General features: G+C 69.4%; 19 protein-coding genes. 9 read left to right on the forward strand and 10 right to left on the reverse strand.

The window, feature by feature from the left end; genetic code table 11:
- Window positions 1-61 precede the first annotated feature (61 nt).
- Window positions 62-3,166 (reverse strand): BTAD domain-containing putative transcriptional regulator, encoded by a 3,105-nt coding sequence (locus tag AB0M56_RS27815; protein WP_364180804.1) that lies wholly within the window; start codon window positions 3,164-3,166, stop codon window positions 62-64.
- 613 nt (window positions 3,167-3,779) lie between these two features.
- On the opposite strand from AB0M56_RS27815, the gene AB0M56_RS27820 reads away from it, so the two are divergent.
- The 3 genes from AB0M56_RS27820 to AB0M56_RS27830 all read left to right on the forward strand — a co-directional run bounded on the left by AB0M56_RS27820 (window position 3,780) and on the right by AB0M56_RS27830 (window position 5,778).
- Window positions 3,780-4,166 carry a hypothetical protein gene (locus AB0M56_RS27820; protein ID WP_364180806.1) on the forward strand — a complete coding sequence of 129 codons (387 nt, stop codon included), beginning with the start codon at window positions 3,780-3,782 and terminating at the stop codon, window positions 4,164-4,166.
- Window positions 4,167-4,237: 71 nt separating this feature from the next.
- The gene (locus AB0M56_RS27825; RefSeq protein WP_364180809.1) at window positions 4,238-4,795 is read left to right on the forward strand and encodes a hypothetical protein; all 558 of its coding nucleotides are present in this window, start codon (window positions 4,238-4,240) and stop codon (window positions 4,793-4,795) included.
- Window positions 4,792-5,778, forward strand: coding sequence for a hypothetical protein (locus tag AB0M56_RS27830; RefSeq protein WP_364180811.1), 987 nt, complete (start codon window positions 4,792-4,794; stop codon window positions 5,776-5,778). Before AB0M56_RS27825 ends, AB0M56_RS27830 begins: the two co-directional genes overlap by 4 nt.
- A 41-nt stretch (window positions 5,779-5,819) precedes the next feature.
- Here AB0M56_RS27830 and AB0M56_RS27835 read toward each other — a convergent pair whose 3' ends face one another.
- From AB0M56_RS27835 to AB0M56_RS27845, 3 genes are read right to left on the reverse strand one after another with little or no spacing between them, the layout of a single operon-like run.
- Window positions 5,820-6,224, reverse strand: a complete 405-nt coding sequence (locus AB0M56_RS27835; RefSeq protein WP_220246681.1) for a VOC family protein — start codon at window positions 6,222-6,224, stop codon at window positions 5,820-5,822.
- Between the two features lie 9 nt (window positions 6,225-6,233).
- Window positions 6,234-6,683: a helix-turn-helix transcriptional regulator gene (locus tag AB0M56_RS27840; protein ID WP_364180813.1), complete on the reverse strand. Its 450-nt coding sequence runs from the start codon at window positions 6,681-6,683 to the stop codon at window positions 6,234-6,236.
- 19 nt (window positions 6,684-6,702) lie between these two features.
- Window positions 6,703-7,224 carry an N-acetyltransferase family protein gene (locus AB0M56_RS27845; RefSeq protein ID WP_364180816.1) on the reverse strand — a complete coding sequence of 174 codons (522 nt, stop codon included), beginning with the start codon at window positions 7,222-7,224 and terminating at the stop codon, window positions 6,703-6,705.
- Window positions 7,225-7,267: 43 nt separating this feature from the next.
- On the opposite strand from AB0M56_RS27845, the gene AB0M56_RS27850 reads away from it, so the two are divergent.
- Both AB0M56_RS27850 and AB0M56_RS27855 read left to right on the forward strand, forming a co-directional pair.
- Complete coding sequence (locus tag AB0M56_RS27850; RefSeq protein WP_364180819.1) at window positions 7,268-7,822, forward strand: XRE family transcriptional regulator; 555 nt, start codon at window positions 7,268-7,270, stop codon at window positions 7,820-7,822.
- 39 nt (window positions 7,823-7,861) lie between these two features.
- A complete protein-coding gene (locus AB0M56_RS27855; protein ID WP_364180821.1) occupies window positions 7,862-8,482 on the forward strand; it encodes a hypothetical protein in 621 nt (206 codons plus the stop codon).
- Window positions 8,483-8,881: 399 nt separating this feature from the next.
- Here AB0M56_RS27855 and AB0M56_RS27860 read toward each other — a convergent pair whose 3' ends face one another.
- From AB0M56_RS27860 to AB0M56_RS27875, 4 genes are all read right to left on the reverse strand, one after another.
- Entirely contained in the window at window positions 8,882-9,868 is a 987-nt protein-coding gene (locus AB0M56_RS27860) for an LLM class F420-dependent oxidoreductase (protein ID WP_364180824.1), read from the reverse strand.
- Window positions 9,869-9,922: 54 nt separating this feature from the next.
- Window positions 9,923-11,509, reverse strand: a complete 1,587-nt coding sequence (gene ligD, locus AB0M56_RS27865; protein WP_364180826.1) for a non-homologous end-joining DNA ligase — start codon at window positions 11,507-11,509, stop codon at window positions 9,923-9,925.
- Between the two features lie 37 nt (window positions 11,510-11,546).
- A complete protein-coding gene (gene ctaD, locus AB0M56_RS27870) occupies window positions 11,547-13,298 on the reverse strand; it encodes a cytochrome c oxidase subunit I (RefSeq protein ID WP_364180829.1) in 1,752 nt (583 codons plus the stop codon).
- 91 nt (window positions 13,299-13,389) lie between these two features.
- On the reverse strand, window positions 13,390-13,914 hold the full coding sequence (locus AB0M56_RS27875) for a MarR family winged helix-turn-helix transcriptional regulator (RefSeq protein ID WP_364180831.1): 525 nt from the start codon (window positions 13,912-13,914) through the stop codon (window positions 13,390-13,392).
- An 84-nt stretch (window positions 13,915-13,998) separates the two neighbouring features.
- On the opposite strand from AB0M56_RS27875, the gene AB0M56_RS27880 reads away from it, so the two are divergent.
- Together AB0M56_RS27880 and AB0M56_RS27885 are read left to right on the forward strand one after the other, a co-directional pair.
- Window positions 13,999-14,640, forward strand: a complete 642-nt coding sequence (locus tag AB0M56_RS27880) for an NAD(P)H-dependent oxidoreductase (RefSeq protein ID WP_364180833.1) — start codon at window positions 13,999-14,001, stop codon at window positions 14,638-14,640.
- A gap of 142 nt (window positions 14,641-14,782) precedes the next feature.
- Window positions 14,783-15,259 carry an MEKHLA domain-containing protein gene (locus AB0M56_RS27885; protein ID WP_364180835.1) on the forward strand — a complete coding sequence of 159 codons (477 nt, stop codon included), beginning with the start codon at window positions 14,783-14,785 and terminating at the stop codon, window positions 15,257-15,259.
- 309 nt (window positions 15,260-15,568) lie between these two features.
- Here the strand turns inward: AB0M56_RS27885 and AB0M56_RS27890 are convergent, their stop codons facing one another.
- Window positions 15,569-16,099, reverse strand: a complete 531-nt coding sequence (locus AB0M56_RS27890) for a GNAT family N-acetyltransferase (protein WP_364180837.1) — start codon at window positions 16,097-16,099, stop codon at window positions 15,569-15,571.
- Between the two features lie 147 nt (window positions 16,100-16,246).
- On the opposite strand from AB0M56_RS27890, the gene AB0M56_RS27895 reads away from it, so the two are divergent.
- Together AB0M56_RS27895 and AB0M56_RS27900 are read left to right on the forward strand one after the other, a co-directional pair.
- Window positions 16,247-16,846 (forward strand): hypothetical protein, encoded by a 600-nt coding sequence (locus AB0M56_RS27895; protein ID WP_364180840.1) that lies wholly within the window; start codon window positions 16,247-16,249, stop codon window positions 16,844-16,846.
- Between the two features lie 19 nt (window positions 16,847-16,865).
- Window positions 16,866-17,222 (forward strand): arsenate reductase family protein, encoded by a 357-nt coding sequence (locus tag AB0M56_RS27900; protein ID WP_364180885.1) that lies wholly within the window; start codon window positions 16,866-16,868, stop codon window positions 17,220-17,222.
- A gap of 206 nt (window positions 17,223-17,428) precedes the next feature.
- On the opposite strand, the gene AB0M56_RS27905 is transcribed toward AB0M56_RS27900, so the two are convergent.
- Window positions 17,429-18,130 carry a TetR family transcriptional regulator gene (locus AB0M56_RS27905; RefSeq protein ID WP_364180842.1) on the reverse strand — a complete coding sequence of 234 codons (702 nt, stop codon included), beginning with the start codon at window positions 18,128-18,130 and terminating at the stop codon, window positions 17,429-17,431.
- Window positions 18,131-18,133: the final 3 nt, after the last annotated feature.

The raw sequence follows: 18,133 nt of genomic DNA on the forward strand, positions 1-18,133 counted from the left end.
GGTGGTCGGCCGTCGGTGGAGGGTTATTGCGGGTTCGCGCGGCGACGGGTGAACCTGGGTGTTACTCGAGAACCGAGGTGACCATTGCTCCCAGCTCATCGATGGTCATCGGTACCACGTCATTCACGTCATTCACGTCAGCCACGGTGATCAGGTGGCCCAACCGCACTGCGTCGGGCGAGCTGTGGTCTGGGCCGCCGCTCAGTTCGTAGGCTGTCTTCAGTAGGTGTGCCGCATTTTCCGGTTGGCCGATGCGAAGAGCGTGGTCCGCGATCCCCACAACCACTTGTGACAAATACATCGCGTCGCCGGCTTTGGTGGTCAGGCCGAACGCGGCGCGCCGTCGGATTGCGGCCTTGGCGAGGTCGCCGGTGTCCGCATCCACGAATGCTCGCGACTGAGCCATCATTGCTTGGAACAGGGGGTGCAGGGGAAGGTGCTGAACCAAGCCCTCGGCTCGATCAAAGAACCTCACCGCGGCACCGGGGTCTCCGCGCCACCGGGCCAGGTCGCCCTTGGCCTGTGCCAGTCCGGCGAGTGCGTCCGGAGAGACCACCATCGCCGCGTCACGGTCGGCGGCGGCGAGGGCGGCTTCGGCAGAAGCGGGATCGCCGACTAGCCAGAAGAGTTGGGCTTGGCGGCCCCAGATGTACAGGACGTCTTCGAGCGTGCCGATTTCCGTGACGACGTCGATGGCTTCGGAGTAGTGGCCGAGGGCTCGCTGGAGTTCGCCGTTGCGGGCGATGAGTTCGGCGAGGCTGCTCAGCGCGAGGGAGCGGCCCCAGCGTTCGCCGGTGAGGCGGAACAAGCGCACGGATTCTTCGAGGTCGGCTTCGGTGGAGGCGCGGCCGTGGCTGGTGTTGAACTGCAGGCGGGCGCGGGTGAGGCGGGCGTGGGCGCGGAGCCAGGGGTCTTCGTCGGCCAGGAGGGTGTCCAAAGTGTCCAGACGTGGCGGTGTGCCGGTTGGGGTGCTGGACAACAGCTCTTCGAGCGGGATCATGAAGCGGAGGGCCGGGTGGGCGCGCGGGCCGCCGTCCGTCAGCTCCAAGGCGGTGTGGATCCAGGACTCGGCGGAGCGGTCGTCGGCCAAACCGGCTGTGGAGAAGAGGACGCAGAGGGCGTTGGCGGAGGCGCGGTCTTCGTTGTCCACCTCGCCGGGGACGGCGAGGGCGGCGAGGATCAGTTCCATGCCTTCGGCGCGGTGGCCGCCCAGGAGCCAATACCAGCCGGAGGCGACGACGAGGCGGATCGCCGTGGCCGCGTCGCCCGCCGTGATGGCGGAGCGGACGGCGGAGGTGAGGTTGCCGTGGTCGGCGGTGAGGCGGGCGAGCCATTCGAGCTGTTCGGCGCGGCGCAGGTGGGGGTCGGCGGCTTCGGCGAGCTGGGCGAACCAGGTGGCGTGGGCGCGTCGCAACAGCTCGGGTTCGGCGGCTTCTTTGAGGCGCTCGAGTGCATAGGCTTTGATGGTTTCGAGCATGGTGTAGCGCGGTTCGGGCGTGTCCGAAACAACGAGAAGAGACTTGTCGACAAGGGCTGTGAGCAGGTCAGGAGCATCCTCGGTGCCGCAGACCGCAGCAGCTGCTTCGGAGGTGGCGCCGCCGGAGAAGACGGCGAGGCGGCGCAGCAGGGTGCGCTCCGCGTCGGACAGGAGTTCCCAGCTCCAGTCGACGACGGCGCGCAGGGTGCGATGCCGGGGCAGCGCGGTGCGGCTGCCGGCGGTCAGGAGGCGGAAGCGGTCGTCGAGGCGGGCGGCCAGTTGGGCGATGGTGAGGGAGCGCAGGCGCGCGGCGGCCAATTCGACGGCGAGGGGCATGCCGTCGAGGGCGCGGCAGATACGAGCGACGGCGTCGACGGTCGACGCGTTCACCTCGAAGCCCGGGCGCACCGCCGCGGCGCGGTCCGCGAGCAGGCGCACGGATGCGCAGGCCATGGCGTCGGCGACGCTCGCGTCCTGCGGTGGCAGGGCGAGCGGCTCCACCGGCCACAACGCTTCCCCCGTGACGGCGAGCGGTTCGCGGCTCGTCGCGACGATGCGCAGGCGGGGGCATTCGCCGAGGAGGCGTTCGGCCAGTTCGGCGGCTGCGTCGATGACGTGCTCGCAGTTGTCGAGCACCAGCAGCGCTTCGCGGCCGCGCAGGGCGCCGACGGCCCGGTCGACGGGCGTGCCGCTGGTGGTCAGGCCGAGTTGGCCGTGTTCGCGGAGGCCGAGGGTGGTGAGGACGGTCTGGGCGATGTCGGCGCCGTCGGTGATCGGGGCGAGCTCGACGAGCCAGACGTCGCCCCGTGTGCGATCGAGGAGCGTGCGGGCGGTTTCGGTGGCCAGGCGCGTTTTCCCGGCGCCGCCCGGGCCGGTCAGCGTGGTGAGGCGGTATTCGGCGACGAGCTTGGCGACCTGGGCGACGTCGGCGTCGCGGCCGACGAAGCTCGTGAGCCCGGCGCGCAGGTTGTTGCGCGGTTCGTCGTGACCGTCCACAGGGGAATCACGCAGGATTGCCGTGTGCAGCGCGGAAAGCTGCGCCGACGGGTCCGTGCCGAGCTCTTCCGTGAGGGCTTTGCGGAGGCGTTCGTAGACCGTCAGCGCGTCGGCGGGCCGCCCGGCGGCGCACAGGGCGCGCATGAGGGCGGCGGCGAGGCGTTCGCGTAACGGGTGTTCCGACCGGAGCGTGGTGAGCTCCGCGACCAGCTCCTCGCCGCCGCCCAACCGCAGCGCTGCCTCGGCGTGGTCCTCCGCCGCGCCCAACCGCAGCTCGGTGAGCCGGGCGAACGGGGCTTGGAAATAAGGGCTGTCGGCTCGACCGGGACCCCGCCACAGATCCAGCGCCTCCCTCAGCAGCGTGACGGTCTCCGCATCGTCCGCATGCCGCGCCTTCGCGACCAGCTCCTCGAACCGCGTCGCGTCCACACCCGCCGACAGCCGGTACCCCGCGGACGTCGACTCCAGCGTCACCCCGGCCTTGCGCAGCCGCGAAACGAGCGCCTGCAACGCGTTGGCGGTCGCCGGCGGGTCCTCGCCCCACACCGCGTCGACCAGCCGGGCCGCCGACACCTCCCGGCCGGGCTCCAGCGCCAGCGCACTGAGCAGCGCCCGCAGCCGCGCGCCCGCGACCTCGACGGGCGCGCCGTCGTCCGTCCGGACCTCCAGAGGGCCCAGCAAGCTGATCCGCACCGCTCGATTCTGCCCGCTCGGCGGCGGCGGCACCTCGGGGAGATCCCCGGAGTTCAACCGCGCGTTGCGCCTTGCCTCGCGGAATCGCTCGGACGCCGGTGATCAGCGGTCGATGAGCGGGATCCGCGGCTGTTCGGCTCTGGAGAACTCGCCCGGTAGCCCTGGTTTCGCCGCTCAACGGAGGGCTGAACTGAAGTTGTCCACACCACCCCGAGTTGTGGACAACTTCGCCCTCCGACTGGGTTGACCACGGGTTTTGTCGGGGGTGGTCGATAGACTGGATAAGGGCACGCCCCCCAGGGAGGGCGGGGGCCTGTCTGGCGGCGGGGGCCTGTCTGGCGGCGGAGGGGCCATGAGGGGGCAAAATTCGGTGGCTGGGTGCGGCATCAGCCTCGTCGAGAATTACGCTCGCGATGTGGGTAATTTACGTTCGGTGAGCTTCCGAGGACGACGATGAGTTACCGGCCGCAGTCGGGTGGGCAGTGGCCACAGCAGCCATACCCGCAGCAACAGTTGGGCCCAACCCGGCTACCCGCCACCCGGCTACCCACCGCCACCACAGAAACCGGAGAAGCGGAGCCTCCTCTGGCTCTGGATCACCCTCGGCGTCGTCGTGGTGCTGGCGGCCGGCGTTGCGATCACGGGCTTCGTCGCGCCCGGGTTCTTCCTGAACAAGAACCACCCGGTCGGCGCTGCCCGCACCCTGCCTGAACCGCAGTTCATGAACGAGCTTCTCGGCAAGCTCAACGCCCACGACCTCGCCGGCGCCGCCGCGTATGTGTGCGAGTCGGCGGACGAGAGCCCGGCGTCGCTCGTGCACGGGCATTTCGCGGACCCGAACGCGGGGCACTACCGCGTCCGGGAGGTCGAGCCGCTGCACGAGATCACGCAGTTCGTGCACGTCAACTCCGACTATCCCGGAACCCCGTTGCCGTACAGCGCCACGTTCATGCTGGGGCAGGGGCCCGACGGCGGGTTCTGCCTCTTCGGAGTCATCTGACCGGCGGCGACACTCCACGGCAAGCCGCGTCGTTCCCGGGGGTTGGCGCGGTTCGTACCTACAGTGGCCGGGTGACTACGCCAGCGCAGCACAAGCGCGAGCAGGCGACGGCGCGCGTCGCCCGGGTGCAGGAGACCATGCGGGCGCGGCTGGGTGCCCTGCCGGAAGCCGGGGACGAGCGGACGCGTGCCCTCGACAGCCTGGTCGACGCGGCGGAGGACCTGCTGCGCACGGAGCACGAGGTGGAGATCGCGACCGTGCAGGTGCGCGCGGCGAAGCTGGAGGCGCAACGGGCCGGCGCGCAGCGGCTGTCGCTGTACCTGGCGGCGGCGCCCGTCGCGGTGGGGATGGTCGCGGGCGCGCTGATGCTGTTCGGCGGGATCAGCGCGGTGTGGGTCCTGTTCGCGCTGCCGCTGCTCGGGTCCGGGCTGCGGATCGCGCTCGGGCCGCTCGGGCCGACGCCGCTGATGGTCGACCGGCGGCTGCGCGCCGCGTACACGGGGGCGGCCGCGGCGGGGCTCACGGCCGCGTCGCTGCTGGTCCCGGGCGCCGTGCAGACGATCCTGGTGGTGCTCGCCGCCGTCGCGACCGTGATCACCGTCGTGTTCCTGGTGCAGGAGGTCCGATGACCTACTCGGAGTACTACCCCGACGCCGAGTACTACCCCGAAGGCGAGGAGGAGGCGGACAGCGAGTTCGATGCGCTGTCCGAAACCGTCGACGGCATGCAGGAAACCGTCGTCGACCTCGAGTCGCGCACCGGGCGCGAGCTGACGGAGCTGCGCGAGACGTTCGAGTCCTTCTCCGACGCGCAGGCCCGCCACGAGTCCCGCCTCGACCTCGCCACGCGCCAGCTCGAACGGCTGCGCCAGCGCCTGCAGCTGCTCGAACGCGCGGTGCGCGTGTCGGAGAAGGTGCCGGTGGTGGACCTTGACGACGTCGGCCCCGCGTTGCGCAAACTCGCCGCCGACGCCGAACGTCGCCACGCGCTGGCCGCGCAGCTGATGACGGCTAACCAGCGCCGTCCGTACGAAGAGGACATCGCGCGGCTGCCGCAGGCGCGCGAAGCGTTGGCAGAGAGCGAAAACGCGCTCATCAACGTGCTCGCCATCCTCGCCACCACCCAGCACGGCGACGAAAACCGCGGCGGCGCCCAGTCGCGACTGTCCGAAGTGGTCGCCCGTCGCCGCGGTGTCCTCGACCGGCAGCTGCCTGCCGCGGTCAAGGACGCCGAGGCCGCGCAGCAGGTGCTCGACGCCGACGACGTCACGCGCACCCGCGTGCTGCCCCAGATCGAGAAGTCCGAACGCGACTGGGAAGAGCTGCACTCCAAGCTGCGCGAACGCATCACCGACGCGATCGGGTCCAGTGCGCTCCTGCCCGTGTGGTTCACGCACGCGTTCGGCGTCGCCCCGCCGTCCGGTGCGGCGGGGGACCGGTGGATCCGCGCGGCGACGTCGGCGCTGACCTACCGCGTGACCCACGGCGTTGCCGACCAGGCGCTGCCGCTGGGCGAGCCCCCGGCCGACGACACCGACTGGACCCAGCCGCAGTGGTCCTGGCGCGCCCGGCTCGAACAAGACATCGAGGACCTCGACATCAGTGGAGACTGACTGGGCCCGGCTGACTGGCCTGACTGACTGGGCCTGACTGACTAAGCCTGGGCGATCCGCACGAGGTTCCCCGCCGGGTCGCGCACGGCGGCGTCGCGCACGCCCCAGAACTGGTCGGCCGGCTCCTGCAGCACCTCGGCGCCGGGCGCGGCGGCGACCTTGGCGAACGTCTCGTCGAGGTTGTCCGTCCGCAGGTTGATCGCGCCGAGCTCACCCTTGGCGAGCAGCGCGGCCACGGTGTCGCCGTCGGCCTTGGACCGGCCGGCGTGCGGCTGCGACAGCACGATCTCGATCTCGGGCTGGGTGTCGGTAGTGAGGGTGACCCAGCGGAAGCCGTCGTTGGCGACCTCGTTGCGCACCTTGAACCCCAGCGTGTCTCTGTAGAACGCGACGGCCGCGTCGGGATCGTCGACGATCACGTGCACGGCGGCGATGGAAACAGTCATGCCGTGAGGTTATGCGGGCGCGCCGACGGACGCTTCTCCAATACTGCTCTGCTGCGGCGCGCCACCGGTCTTGCGCGGCCGCGTGGCCACCATCGTCTGGCACGGCGGTACCGCGGCGACATGCTCGTGGTCGCGCGCGCGGTAGGCCGAGGGCGTGTCGCCGACGAGCTCCGTGAACCGCGCCGAAAACGACCCGAGGCTGGTACACCCGACGGCGAAGCACGCTTCGGTGACGGTGAGACCGTTGCGCAGCAGCGTCTTGGCACGTTCGATGCGGCGGGTCATGAGATAGGAGTACGGCGTCTCCGCGTACGCCTCACGGAAGCGGCGGCTGAAGTGCGCCGTCGACATCAGCGCTGTGCGGGCGAGCGCGGGCACGTCGAGGGGTTCGGCGTACTCGCGGTCCATCCGGTCACGGGCACGGCGCAGTCTGCGCAGCTCGTCGAGGTCGGCGCTCATGGGCTCCATTCTGCACTGCTCAGTGTGGTTCCTCCGGCGATTCGTCCCAACCCGGCACGAGCGAGCGCTGCGCCCACGCCACGTCCCGCCACGCTCCGTGTTTCCACCCGATGCGCCGGTACGTGCCCACGGGCTCGAACCCCAGCGCCGCGTGCAGGCCGACGCTGGGCTCGTTCGGCAGCGTCATCCCCGCGACGGCCATCCGGAACCCGCGCTCCGCGAGGCGTGTGAAGAGCGCTTCGTACAGCGCGCGGCCGCCGCCCGTGCGTCGCCGCCCCAGCTCCAGGTACACGCTCACCTCGCACGACCAGCGGTACGCGGCGCGCTCCTTGAACGGCCCGCCGTACGCGTACCCGGCCACGCGCCCGTCGATCTCCAGAACCAGCCACGCGTGCGTCTTCGCGGCGCGCTCGATGCGCTCCGCCATTTCCGTACCGGTCGGCGGCTCGGTCTCGAACGTGATCGTCGTGTCGCGCACGTATGGCGCGTAGATCTCCGCGCACGCTTCGGCGTCGCGCTCGTCGGCGTCTCGGATCAGCATGGTTCACTATAGTAGCGTCTATTGGCTGTTATAGTGTCACCTTGTGACGGACCCCCTGTCAGCCTCCTTGGCCTCGACCCTGCGCGACGCCCGCCTCGCCCACGACCTCTCCGCCAGCACCCTGGCCGAACGCTCGGGCGTCTCGCGCGCCATGATCGGCAAAATCGAACGCGGCGAGGCCCAGCCCACGGCGGTGCTGCTGAGCCGGCTGGCGTCCGCGTTGGGCCTGACCTTGTCGGAACTCGTCGCGCGCGCCGAGGCCGGCTCCGACCGTCGCCTCATGCGGCTTTCGGACCAACCGACGTGGACCGACCCGCTCACGGGGTATGTGCGCCGCGCTGTGTCACCGCCGGGTTCCACGGAACTCGTCGAGGTCTCTCTGCCGGCCGGCGCTTCGGTCGGCTTTCCGGCAGATTCTTATGCGTTCGCGGACCACCGCATCTGGGTCTTGTCGGGCCACCTCCGCTTCGTCGAGGGCGCCACGGTGCACGAACTCGACGCGGGGGACTGCCTGCAGCTGGGCCGCCCGGCGCCGTGCACCTATGTGAACCCGACTCCGGACGCTTGCCGCTACCTGGTGGTGCTGACGAAACGCTGATCGCCGCTTACCGGTAAGGTCTGCGTTCTTGGGGGACACATGACCGACTCTTTGACCCGACGGCCCCTCGGCGCGGGCGAAGCCCTGGCCGTCGCCGGCGGCCTGGCATCCGGCGCCTTCGCGGCCTTCGCGTATTACAACGCCGGCCTCCGCCTCCTCGCGCACGCGTTCGTCCTGTGGATCGCGCTGGTGGTCGCCGTCTCCGCCGGCCGCGGCCCGCGCCGTGCGTACGTCCGCACCGTCGCCGCCCTCCTGCCTGCCGTGGTCGCGTTCTACGTGGGCAAGAAAGTCATGTACGGCCTCAAATACCCGGGCATGCCCTACTCGATCGACACCCAGACCGTGGTGCTGTGGTGCTTCCTGGCCGTCCTCGCGGGCACCCTCGGCCTCGCCTTCCGCTTCGTCGGCGCCCCCACCCGCGCCGGCACCCTCGCCACCGCCGCAGCCGTGGGCCTCGTCCTCGCGGATGCCGCTCGCGAATGGCCCCACCTCGGCTCCGTCGCCTTGGCGGTGGCGACTCTGCTCGCCCTCGGTTTGGTGCTGGGTCTGGGGGTGCGTTCGCTGCGCCAGCTGGGGTTTGTGGCTTTGTGGGTGGTGCCGTTCGCCTTGGGTGCCACGGTGTTGGTGGCGCTTCCCGACGTTCTGGAGTCGTTGGTCTGACTTCCTGCAGCGCTTCGCGTCAGGGTTACCGAACTGCCAACCCCTTCCGCAGCCGGGGGACACACAGCCCCCGCCCTCCCAGGGGGGCGTCCCCACGTCCAGTCTACCGGCCGGCACCGACAATTTTGGGCGTCCGAAAGCAATGCCGGGTGGTTGTCCACAACTCGGGGTGGGCTGTGGATGAACCGCGTCAGGCAGGGTAGCAGTCCTGCGCAGCCTGCGGTTTTCCGGACCACACAGGCAACCCAAGCGCCAGCGGCCACAATCCAAAGCCCACACGATCACCGTCGGGGCGCACTCACAGCAGCCCGCAACGTACCCCACAAGCATGATTCCAGAGACCAACCACAAAAAACCGGCCGGCACCCCGAACGGGCACCGGCCGGCAAACGAAAAACCTCAGATCAGCTCCGGAATCACCTTCGACGTGAACAGCTCGAGGCCCGACCGGTCGTACGCGGCTTCCACGAAGTAGTTGATCGCGTACGTCATCCCGAGACCCTCCAGCTCCTTGAACCGCTCCACGATCTGCTCCGGCGTGCCCACCATCGGGCCGTTTTCGAAGCTGGTGACGGTGGACTCCAGCACATCCGCCGGCAGATACCGCTCGTAGTGCGAACGAATCCACGCCAGCCGGTCCTGCACGTCCTTCTCGGTTTCGCCGATCACGACGTTGTAGTTGGCCGAGCGGATGATCGAACCGAAGTCCGTGCCGAGGTCCTTGCAGTGGCCTTCCAGCACCGACGACTTGTGCTTGAAGCCCTCGACGTCGCCGACGAAGTTGGTGTACTGGGCGTACTTCGCGGCCGTGCGCAGGGTCTTCCTTTCGCCGCCGCCGGCGATCCACAGGGGGATTCCGCCATCCTGCAAGGGAAGGGGACGGGAGATGGCGCCGTCGACCTGGTAGTGCTTGCCGTCGAGGGTGGCTTTGCCCTCGGTCCACAGCTGGCGCATGATCTCGACGCCCTCGTCGAGCATGCCGAGGCGCTCGCCGGCGCTGGGGAAGCCGTAGCCGTAGGCGCGCCACTCGTGCTCGTACCAGCCGCCGCCGATGCCCATCTCCACGCGGCCGCCGGAGATCACGTCGATGGTGGCCGCGACCTTCGCGAGGTAGGCGGGGTTGCGGTACGCCATGCAGGTGCACATCTGTCCCAGCCGCACGCGCGAAGTCGCGGCGCCATAGGCCGCCATGAGGCTCCACGCCTCGTGGGTGGCTTCGTCGCTCGGCACGGGCACGGTGTGGAAGTGGTCGTAGACCCAGATTGACTCGAACGGTCCCGCGTCGGCGAAGCGGGCGAGGTCGAGCATGGTGGTCCAGTGGTCGGCCGGGTCGATACCGATGAGGTCGTGACGCCAGCCCTGGGGAACGAACATTCCGAATCGCATGGCCCCGACCCTAGGCCTGGAGCGCACTCCAGGTAGAGCTGAACCGGTGATAATTCACAGTTTCGGCAGCTGCTGCTCCACACCCAGCAACGTCGCGAACGGATCACCGACGGTCTCGACTCGTTTGAGGACTGTCCGAATCGTCCAGTGGTCGGGAGTGAGATCCGGATCGTCGAGCTCCTCCCACCACAGCGGCACCGTAACCGGCGCACCCGGCCGCGGGCGGACGCTGTAGGGCGCGACGAGCGTTTTGTTCAGCACGTTCTGCGTGTAGTCCAGCCGCGCCTTGCCCCCGCGGCGGTCCTTGTGCCACGCCCAGCTGACCAAGTCCGGCAGCGTGCGCCCGATCGTCTTCGACACGGTCTCGGCCCACTTGCGCGTTTCCGCATACGTGTAGCGCGGTTCCACCGGCACCCACACCTGGATCCCGCGCTGTCCCGTGACTTTCGGCAGCCCGACGAGCCCGAGGTGCTCCAAAGCGGTGCGGTGCAAGCGCGCGAGGGCGAGCACGTCGTCGAACGACGTCTCCTGGCCGGGGTCGATGTCGAACAACGTCCACGTGGGGTGCTCGACGTCCTCGATCCGCGATGTCCACGCGTGCAGCTCGAGCGCGCCGAAGTTCGCCAGCCACGCCAGGTCGGCGACGCCCTCGGGCACGAGGTACTGCTGCACGTCGTCGGCATCGGCTTTCTCGTAGTGCCAGCGGTGCAGCCACTTCGGCGCGTGGTCGGGCACTTCCTTGTGCCAGAAGCCGGGTTTCTCGATGCCGCCGGGGAACCGGTTCGTGTTGAGAGCGCGGTTCGCGAGATAGGGCAGCATCGTCGGGCCGATGCGCGTGTAGTACCGGATGAGGTCGCGTTTGGTGATGGGGTCCTCGCCGTCGCGTCCGGGGACGAGGACCTTGTCGAGGTTGGTCAGCGCCAGCTTCTGACCGGCGACGGTCCAGCTGCCGCGCGCGTCGAGCTCATCCAGGGCTTTCAGCTCGGCGTCGGACGCGGGCTGGAACACGGGTTTGAGCTGCTGCTCCGCCTCGGCCGCCGGCAGGTCGCTGCGCCAGAGTGCCGGGGGAGCGGCCTTGATCTCGTCGTTGGTCAGCCCGCTCTTCACCGACTTCAGGTGGTCCTCGGCGTCCCAGCCGGCGGTGGCGTGGTCGTCCTGCTTGTGCAGCAGCAGCCACTGCTTTCCGTCGCCGTCGCGGCTGGGGTGGATGAGCACGAAGCGGCCGGCGAGCTTCTCACCGAACAGGTCGAAGTGCAGGTTGCCGTCGGCGAGCGCCTGCTCGGGGTCGTCGGTGTCGACGGGCTCCCAGGTGCCGCGGTCCCACACGATCACGTCGCCGCCGCCGTACTCGCCGTGCGGGATCACGCCCTCGAAATCCGCGTATTCGAGCGGGTGGTCCTCCACGTGCACGGCCATCCGCCGCACCTTCGGGTCGAGCGTCGGGCCCTTCGGCACGGCCCAGCTGATGAGCACGCCGCCCAGCTCCAGGCGCAGATCGTAGTGCCGGCGGCGGGCGCGGTGGCGCTGCACGACGAAGCGGTTTCCCGGCGTGGTGGCCGCGTCGCCGCCCGCGGGCTCGGCGGTGCGCTGGAAGTCGCGCATCTCGCGGTACTTCTTGAGCCGCTCCGCCGCAGAGTCCATGGTCCGCCCTCCTCAAGGCAGCGTAGGACACTTTCGATCAGCGGTCCTGGTCACGCGGTGGGATGATCGCCTCGGACGCGGCCTGGCTCGGCGTGCCACGGTGGCTTCCACCGCGTGTGACGTGGCCCTCCGCGCGCAGGCGTTCGACCATGTGCGGGTAGTGCAGCTCGAACGCGGGCCGCTCGGAGCGGATGCGGGGCAGCTCGAGGAAGTTGTGCCGCGGCGGCGGGCACGTCGTCGCCCACTCCAGCGAGTTGCCGTAGCCCCACGGATCGTCGGTGTCGACGCGAGCGCCGAAGCGGTAGCTCTTCACCACGTTCCAGATGAAGGGCAGCACCGAGGCGCCCAGGATGAACGACCCGATCGTGGAGATGGTCTGCATGAGGGTGAACCCGTCGCTGCGCAGGTAGTCGGCGTAGCGGCGGGGCATGCCGGCGTCGCCGAGCCAGTGCTGGATGAGGAACGTGGTGTGGAAGCCGATGAAGGTCGTCCAGAAGTGCCACTTGGCCAGCGGCTCGTCGAGCATGCGGCCGGTGATCTTGGGGAACCAGAAGTAGATGCCGGCGAAGGTGGCGAACACGATCGTCCCGAACAGCACGTAGTGGAAGTGGGCGACGACGAAGTAGCTGTCGTGCACGTGGAAGTCCAGCGGCGGGGCGGCAAGGATGACGCCGGTGAGCCCGCCGAGCAGGAACGTGACCAGGAACCCGATCGACCACAGCATCGGCGACTCGAACGTCAGCTGCCCCTTCCACATCGTGCCGATCCAGTTGAAGAACTTGATCCCGGTGGGCACGGCGATGAGGAAGGTCATGAACGAGAAGAACGGCAGCAGCACGGCGCCGGTCGCGAACATGTGGTGCGCCCAGACGGTGGCCGACAGGCCGGTGATCGCGATCGTCGCGAACACCATCGTCCGGTAGCCGAACAGCGGTTTTCGGCTGAAGACAGGGATGATCTCCGTGGCGATGCCGAAGTACGGCAGCGCGACGATGTAGACCTCCGGGTGTCCGAAGAACCAGAACAGGTGCTGCCACAGGATCGCGCCGCCGTTGGCGGGGTCGAACACGTGCGCGCCGATGTGTCTGTCGGCGAGCAGCCCGAACAGCGCGGCCGTGAGGATCGGGAACGCGAGCAGGATCAGCACGCCGGTGAGCAGGATGTTCCAGGTGAAGATGGGCATCCGCCACATCGTCATGCCGGGGCAGCGCAACGTGACGATCGTCGTCACCATGTTCACCGCGCCCAGGATCGTGCCGAGCCCCGAGATGATCAGCCCGGTGATCCACAGGTCGCCGCCGATGCCCGGCGAGTGGATGGCGTTGGACAGCGGCGTGTACGCGGTCCAGCCGAATTCGGGTGGGCCGCCGGGTGTGAGGTAGCTGCTGATCACGATCAGCCCGCCGAACAGGTACAGCCAGTAGGAGAACGCGTTCAGCCGCGGGAACGCCACGTCGGGCGACCCGATCTGCAGCGGCACGATGAAGTTGGCGAAGCCGAAGAGGTTCGGGGTCGCGTACAGCAGCAGCATGATCGTGCCGTGCATGGTGAACAGCTGGTTGTACTGCTCCGGTGACAGGAATTGCATGCCAGGCTGTGCGAGCTCCGTGCGCATCAGCAGCGCGGTGAGGCCGCCGATGAGGAAGAACGCGAACGACGTCGAGAGATAGAGGACGCCGATCGTCTTGTGGTCCGTCGTGCGGGCGATCTTCAGGATCTGCCCGCCCTTCAGCCCGCGCCACGCCGGCCGCAGCGGAACCGGAACGGGCCTGGTCACGGTGTCGGCCATCGGTCCTCCCCTCAGGGCGTACCCATTGTGGGCACGATCACGAGGAGGGGGTGGGGCCGGTTTTTCAACGCGCTTTTCCGCGCGCTGCGGGCTACCGCTGCAGCGGCTGGTCGTCGTCCGCGACGCAGGCCTGCACGTGGGTGCGGACGGTGTCGTCGGCGGCGACGCAGGCTTCGGCCTCCGTGGTGGCGGTGGCGTGCTGGAGGAGGCTGTAGAGCTGTTCGCGCTGCTCGAGGCTCAGGGCACAGAGCACCTCGTCCTCGACGGCGGCCATGGCGAACTCGGCCTTGGCCAGCTTCTTCGCCCCGACGTCGGTGAGCTCCACCACGTGCCGGCGGCGGTCCTCGGGGGAGCGGCGGCGCTCGATGAGGTTGTCGGCCTCGAGGTCGTTGAGCAGGCCGACGAGGTTGGTGCTGTCGATGCCGAGGGTGGCGGCCAGGGCCTGCTGGGTGCTGCTGCCGTGGTCGCGCAGCACCGTGAGCGTGAGCAGGTGGCGGGGGCGCAGGTTCATGGGCGTCAGCACCGATTCCGCCCGCGTCCGCACGCGCCGCGAGAGGTGGTCGAGCAGGGCTCCGCACCGGTGGGGCGGCTGGTTGACGACCGGGAGCGAGGCCATGCGTCCAGTATACGAGAACTCGCGAGTCGTCCGTGTGCTATAAATGGTTTGTCCTACACAAACGATCTATGGACGGCGAACGAGATGCCTCACCTTCTCCACATCGACTCCAGCATCAACGGCGACCGCTCGGTCAGCCGAGCGCTCAGCGCCCGCGCTGCCGCCGCGTGGCGGGCCGCCCACCCCGACGGCACCGTCACCTACCGCGACCTGGGCGCCAACCCGGTCCCGCACTTCGACGCCGCGTCCGGTCTCGCCCGCGTCGTGCCTGCCGAGCAGCGCACGCCGGAGCAGAACGAGTCGTGGAAGCTCACCGAGGAGCTCGTCGGCGAGGTCCGCGAGGCGTCCACGGTGCTGCTCGGCCTGCCCCTGTACAACTACGGCGCGCCGAGCGTCGTGAAGTCCTGGGTCGACCACCTGATCGCCCCCGGTCTCGCCTTCGACCCGGCCACGGGCACCGGCCTGCTCGACGGCCGCGAGTTCCTCGTCCTCGCCTCCCGCGGCGGTGGCTACGGCGAGGGCACCCCGCGCTTCGGCTGGGACCACGCCGAGTCCTGGCTCCCGCACGGCCTGGCGATCACCGGCATCGAGCCGCGGTTCATCGCCGCGGAGCTGACGCTGGCGGACACCAACCCGGCGATGGCCGACCTGCGTGATCTGGCGGCCGAGAGCATGGCGGCGGCGGAGCGGGAGATCGACGAGCTCTGGACTCCGGTCAACGCGTAGTCCATCGGGCTCTTGGGTCGGACGGCTCGCCACGGTCCCGAGGGGGAGGCCGTGGCGAGTTCGTCTCCGGCCCGGAGTCCATAGTGGACCTGGCGATCACCCGAGTTGCGACGGCCCGTGGCGGCGGGCGTAACTTGACGCCATGTCACACGGTGCTGAGTTGTCCGACTCCGGGTCGTCACCGCTGGACGCCGCTTTCGCCCGGCTGCTCGTGGACAGCTACCGCCGCGTGGTCGGCAAACCACTGATCGACGCCAGGTTGGACGCCGCCCGCCACCTCTACGAGGACGCCCCCTTCGGCCTCCTGGCCCACGACACCGCCGACGACCCCCGCTTCACCTACGCCAACCTCGTCGCCCAGCACGCGTTCGAACTCGGCTGGACCGAGTTCCGCGGCATGCCCTCGCGCCTTTCCGCCGAGCCGGACCGGCAGGAGGACCGTGACGCCCTCGTCGAGGCCGTCGCCACCCACGGCTTCGTCAGCGGCTACCGCGGCCGGCGCATCGCCAAGTCGGGCCGCCGCTTCTGGATCGAAGACGTGACGATGTGGAACCTCGTCGACGACACCGGGGTGAAACAGGGACAGGCCGCCATTTTCGCGCGCTATACGGCCGTCTGACCCTGCTTCTCGGTCCATTCTGTCCGCCCGCTCGCGGACGCTTTTTCCTTGCTGTTCGCCCGGAGTTCACCGGCGTGAGCGTGTGAGGGCGCGTCCCGTCGGTTGGTGCACCGGAGCGCTGCCGCGCTGTTCGACTGGCGCGGGGGAGCACTGCCGCGCTGTCGGGCCGGCGCGCGGGAGCACTGCCGCCCCTTCGGCTTGGCGCGGGCACACGAAGGCGTCGGCGCTCTGTCTGGTGGGCGCGTCTGTCGGATAGGCGCGTCTGCCGGATGGGCCTCTCTGCCAGGTGGGTGTGCGCGCGCCGGCTCGCTAGATGATGTCGCTGTGGCGGATGCGGTACACCTGCAGCCGCAGGTCGTAGTACTTCGTCGTTTCGCCGACCCACTGCATGCCGAGGCGCTTGGCCGTCGCGATGGCGCGCGTGTTGGAGGGCCGCGCCACGGCGAAGAGCTCCTCGGTGTCCTGCGTGAACGCCCACTCGATCAGCGTCCGCGCCGATTCCGTCGCGTAGCCCTTGCCCCAGGCGTCCGGGTGCAGCTGCCAGCTCAGCTCCAGGTCCTCCTGGAACGGCGGCAGCAGCCGGATCCCGAGCCCGCCCACGACGGCGCCGTCCGACGTGCGCGCCACGGCCCAGCGCCCGCGCGGCGGAGCCAGGTTCGGCTGGGCTTCCTGCCACGCTTGCAGCACCGAGCGCATCGCGGCGACGTCGGTGACGCGGTCCATCGCGGGCGTCAGCCAGTGAGTGACCTCGTCCGTGCCGTAGATACGGAACGCGGCGTCGGCGTCGTCGATCGACCAGTCCCGGATCACGAGGCGGTCGGTGGCCAGAGGCATGTCCATGGCTGAACGGTACGCCGAAACGACCCTCCACCGGCGGGTGATCCGTGGCACCCGTCGCCCTCCGTGGGGCGTTGGCCCTCGGGGCTCCTAGTGGCCTCCTGACTCCATCGTCATAGCTTCCTCACAACCTCCTGCCACGCTCGCAACGTGCGTTCATCCATCTCCTTCTTCGTCGCCGGCGCCGCGTTCGTCCTGCTCAGCGCCTGCTCCGGCTCGCCCGCCGCCCCGCAGGTCGCCACGCTCGACACGGGCAGCGCGTCCGCAGGTGCCCCAGCCTCGTCGTCGGCCACCACGGCCGAGTCCGACGCAGGCCGCCCGCAGCTGCGCCTCGACAGCTCGCCCGAGGAGAAACAGTCCTACTGGGACGCCTACGACTCCTGTCTCCGCACCAACGGCCACGCCGTCCTCGATGGACGGCACTCCGGCCCGGTCGGCGACCCGAACAGCCCGCCTGCCCTCGACATGAACGACGACAGCCCCCAGTCGAAGAAAGCCGAGGAGGCCTGCAAACGAAAGCTGCCGCTGCAGCCGCCCGAGCTTTCCCCGCGGACCAACCCGAAGTTCAACGACCAGTTCCACGACATGGTCAAGTGCATGACCGACAAGGGCGCCCACGTGCACGTGGCCCCCGACACCAGCGTCGACGCCGACGGCCTCACCTGGCAGATCGACGACGGCTCGTCCGACACCTACGACAACCTCGACAAGCTCGCCGACCAGTGCCAGCAGCAGGCGTTCGCGAAGTAGGTCGCGTACGGTGACCCTCGTGGAAATCTGGGTCAACCCGCGTTGCTCGAAGTGCCGCTCCGCCGTGTCGCTGCTCGACGAGGCCGGCGCCGCCTACACCGTGCGCCGGTACCTCGAGGACCCGCCGACGCCGGCCGAGCTCGAGGCCGTGCTGGACCGGCTCGGGCTCGACCCGTGGGACATCACGCGCACCGGCGAGAAGGTCGCGACCGAGCTCGGCCTGAAGTCGTGGCCGCGAACGCCCGCCGATCGCGCCCGCTGGATCGAGGCGCTGGCGGCGAACCCGGCGCTCATCCAGCGCCCGATCATCACGGCCGACGACGGCACCACAGTCGTCGCCCGTGACGAGGAGACGGTCCGGTCCGTCCTGGGCTGACGCCTCGCCCCGCGTGGGTGTCGGTGGTCTGCTTCGTCCATTCGCCTCCTGGTGTGCTCGGGGTGCTGTTCTCTCAACGCTGCTGTTTCAGAGCTGTCGTGCCAGTGCTGTCGTGTGCCGTGCTGTCTCGTGTTAGTGGATGTGCGTTCGGTGATGTCTGCTGCGTCGCCGGTGTCTCAAAAGTATCATAAAGCGTCTCAATATTGCTAGACCTTCAGGTGGCGGTAGACCGTCGCCCGGGAGACGCCCAGCTCGTCGGCGATCTTCGTGGCCGGGAAGCCCTGGTCGTGCAGCTTGCGGCACATCACCAGCAGGTTGCCGGTCATCACGGTCGGCCGGCCCCGCCCGGCGTGGCGTTGTGAGTCGCCGAAGAGGCGGTGGACGCCGTCGAGCACGGTGGCGCGCAGTTCGTCGACGGAGTGGTCGGCGTAGAGGACCACCGGATCGCTCAGCATGGCGATGGCCTGCGCGGCGCGGACGTTGGCGGCGAAGTCCGGGTCCGGACCGGCCACGATCAGGTTCGCCCGCAGCATGCCGTCGCGGAAGCGGTCGAACACCGACTGCGACGCGGTCAACCCCAGATCACGCAGGTTGAGCCGCAGCAGGTAGCGGTGGCGCAGCCAGACGTCGAGCAGGCCTTCGACCATCGCGTCGCGGGCGGCGTCGGCGTCCGGTGCCAGGGCCTGCGCCGAGTCGACGGTGGCTTCCAGGTCGACCAGCATCGGCTCGGCCATCGCGGTGATGATCTCGGCCTTGCCCGGGAAGTGGTACAGAACCGCGGTTTTTGTGACGCCGACGCGTTCGGCGATTTCCCGCACGGAGGTCGCGTGGTAGCCGTTCGAGGCGAACAAGTCCATGGCGACCTGCAGTATGCGCGCGCGGGTGTCGGGCGGCACGACTTCGTTCATGCT

The sequence above is a fragment of the Amycolatopsis sp. NPDC051372 genome, assembly GCF_040682095.1.
In the GTDB taxonomy this organism is placed as follows: domain Bacteria; phylum Actinomycetota; class Actinomycetes; order Mycobacteriales; family Pseudonocardiaceae; genus Amycolatopsis.

Coding starts and splice junctions, on each gene's coding strand:
- AB0M56_RS27830 (WP_364180811.1), top strand. CDS start 4,792: ATGACCTACTCGGAGTACTACCCCGACGCCGAGTACTACCCCGAAGGC.
- AB0M56_RS27835 (WP_220246681.1), bottom strand. CDS start 6,224: ATGACTGTTTCCATCGCCGCCGTGCACGTGATCGTCGACGATCCCGAC.
- AB0M56_RS27840 (WP_364180813.1), bottom strand. CDS start 6,683: ATGAGCGCCGACCTCGACGAGCTGCGCAGACTGCGCCGTGCCCGTGAC.
- AB0M56_RS27845 (WP_364180816.1), bottom strand. CDS start 7,224: ATGCTGATCCGAGACGCCGACGAGCGCGACGCCGAAGCGTGCGCGGAG.
- AB0M56_RS27855 (WP_364180821.1), top strand. CDS start 7,862: ATGACCGACTCTTTGACCCGACGGCCCCTCGGCGCGGGCGAAGCCCTG.
- AB0M56_RS27860 (WP_364180824.1), bottom strand. CDS start 9,868: ATGCGATTCGGAATGTTCGTTCCCCAGGGCTGGCGTCACGACCTCATC.
- ligD (WP_364180826.1), bottom strand. CDS start 11,509: ATGGACTCTGCGGCGGAGCGGCTCAAGAAGTACCGCGAGATGCGCGAC.
- ctaD (WP_364180829.1), bottom strand. CDS start 13,298: ATGGCCGACACCGTGACCAGGCCCGTTCCGGTTCCGCTGCGGCCGGCG.
- AB0M56_RS27875 (WP_364180831.1), bottom strand. CDS start 13,914: ATGGCCTCGCTCCCGGTCGTCAACCAGCCGCCCCACCGGTGCGGAGCC.
- AB0M56_RS27880 (WP_364180833.1), top strand. CDS start 13,999: ATGCCTCACCTTCTCCACATCGACTCCAGCATCAACGGCGACCGCTCG.
- AB0M56_RS27885 (WP_364180835.1), top strand. CDS start 14,783: ATGTCACACGGTGCTGAGTTGTCCGACTCCGGGTCGTCACCGCTGGAC.
- AB0M56_RS27890 (WP_364180837.1), bottom strand. CDS start 16,099: ATGGACATGCCTCTGGCCACCGACCGCCTCGTGATCCGGGACTGGTCG.
- AB0M56_RS27905 (WP_364180842.1), bottom strand. CDS start 18,130: ATGAACGAAGTCGTGCCGCCCGACACCCGCGCGCGCATACTGCAGGTC.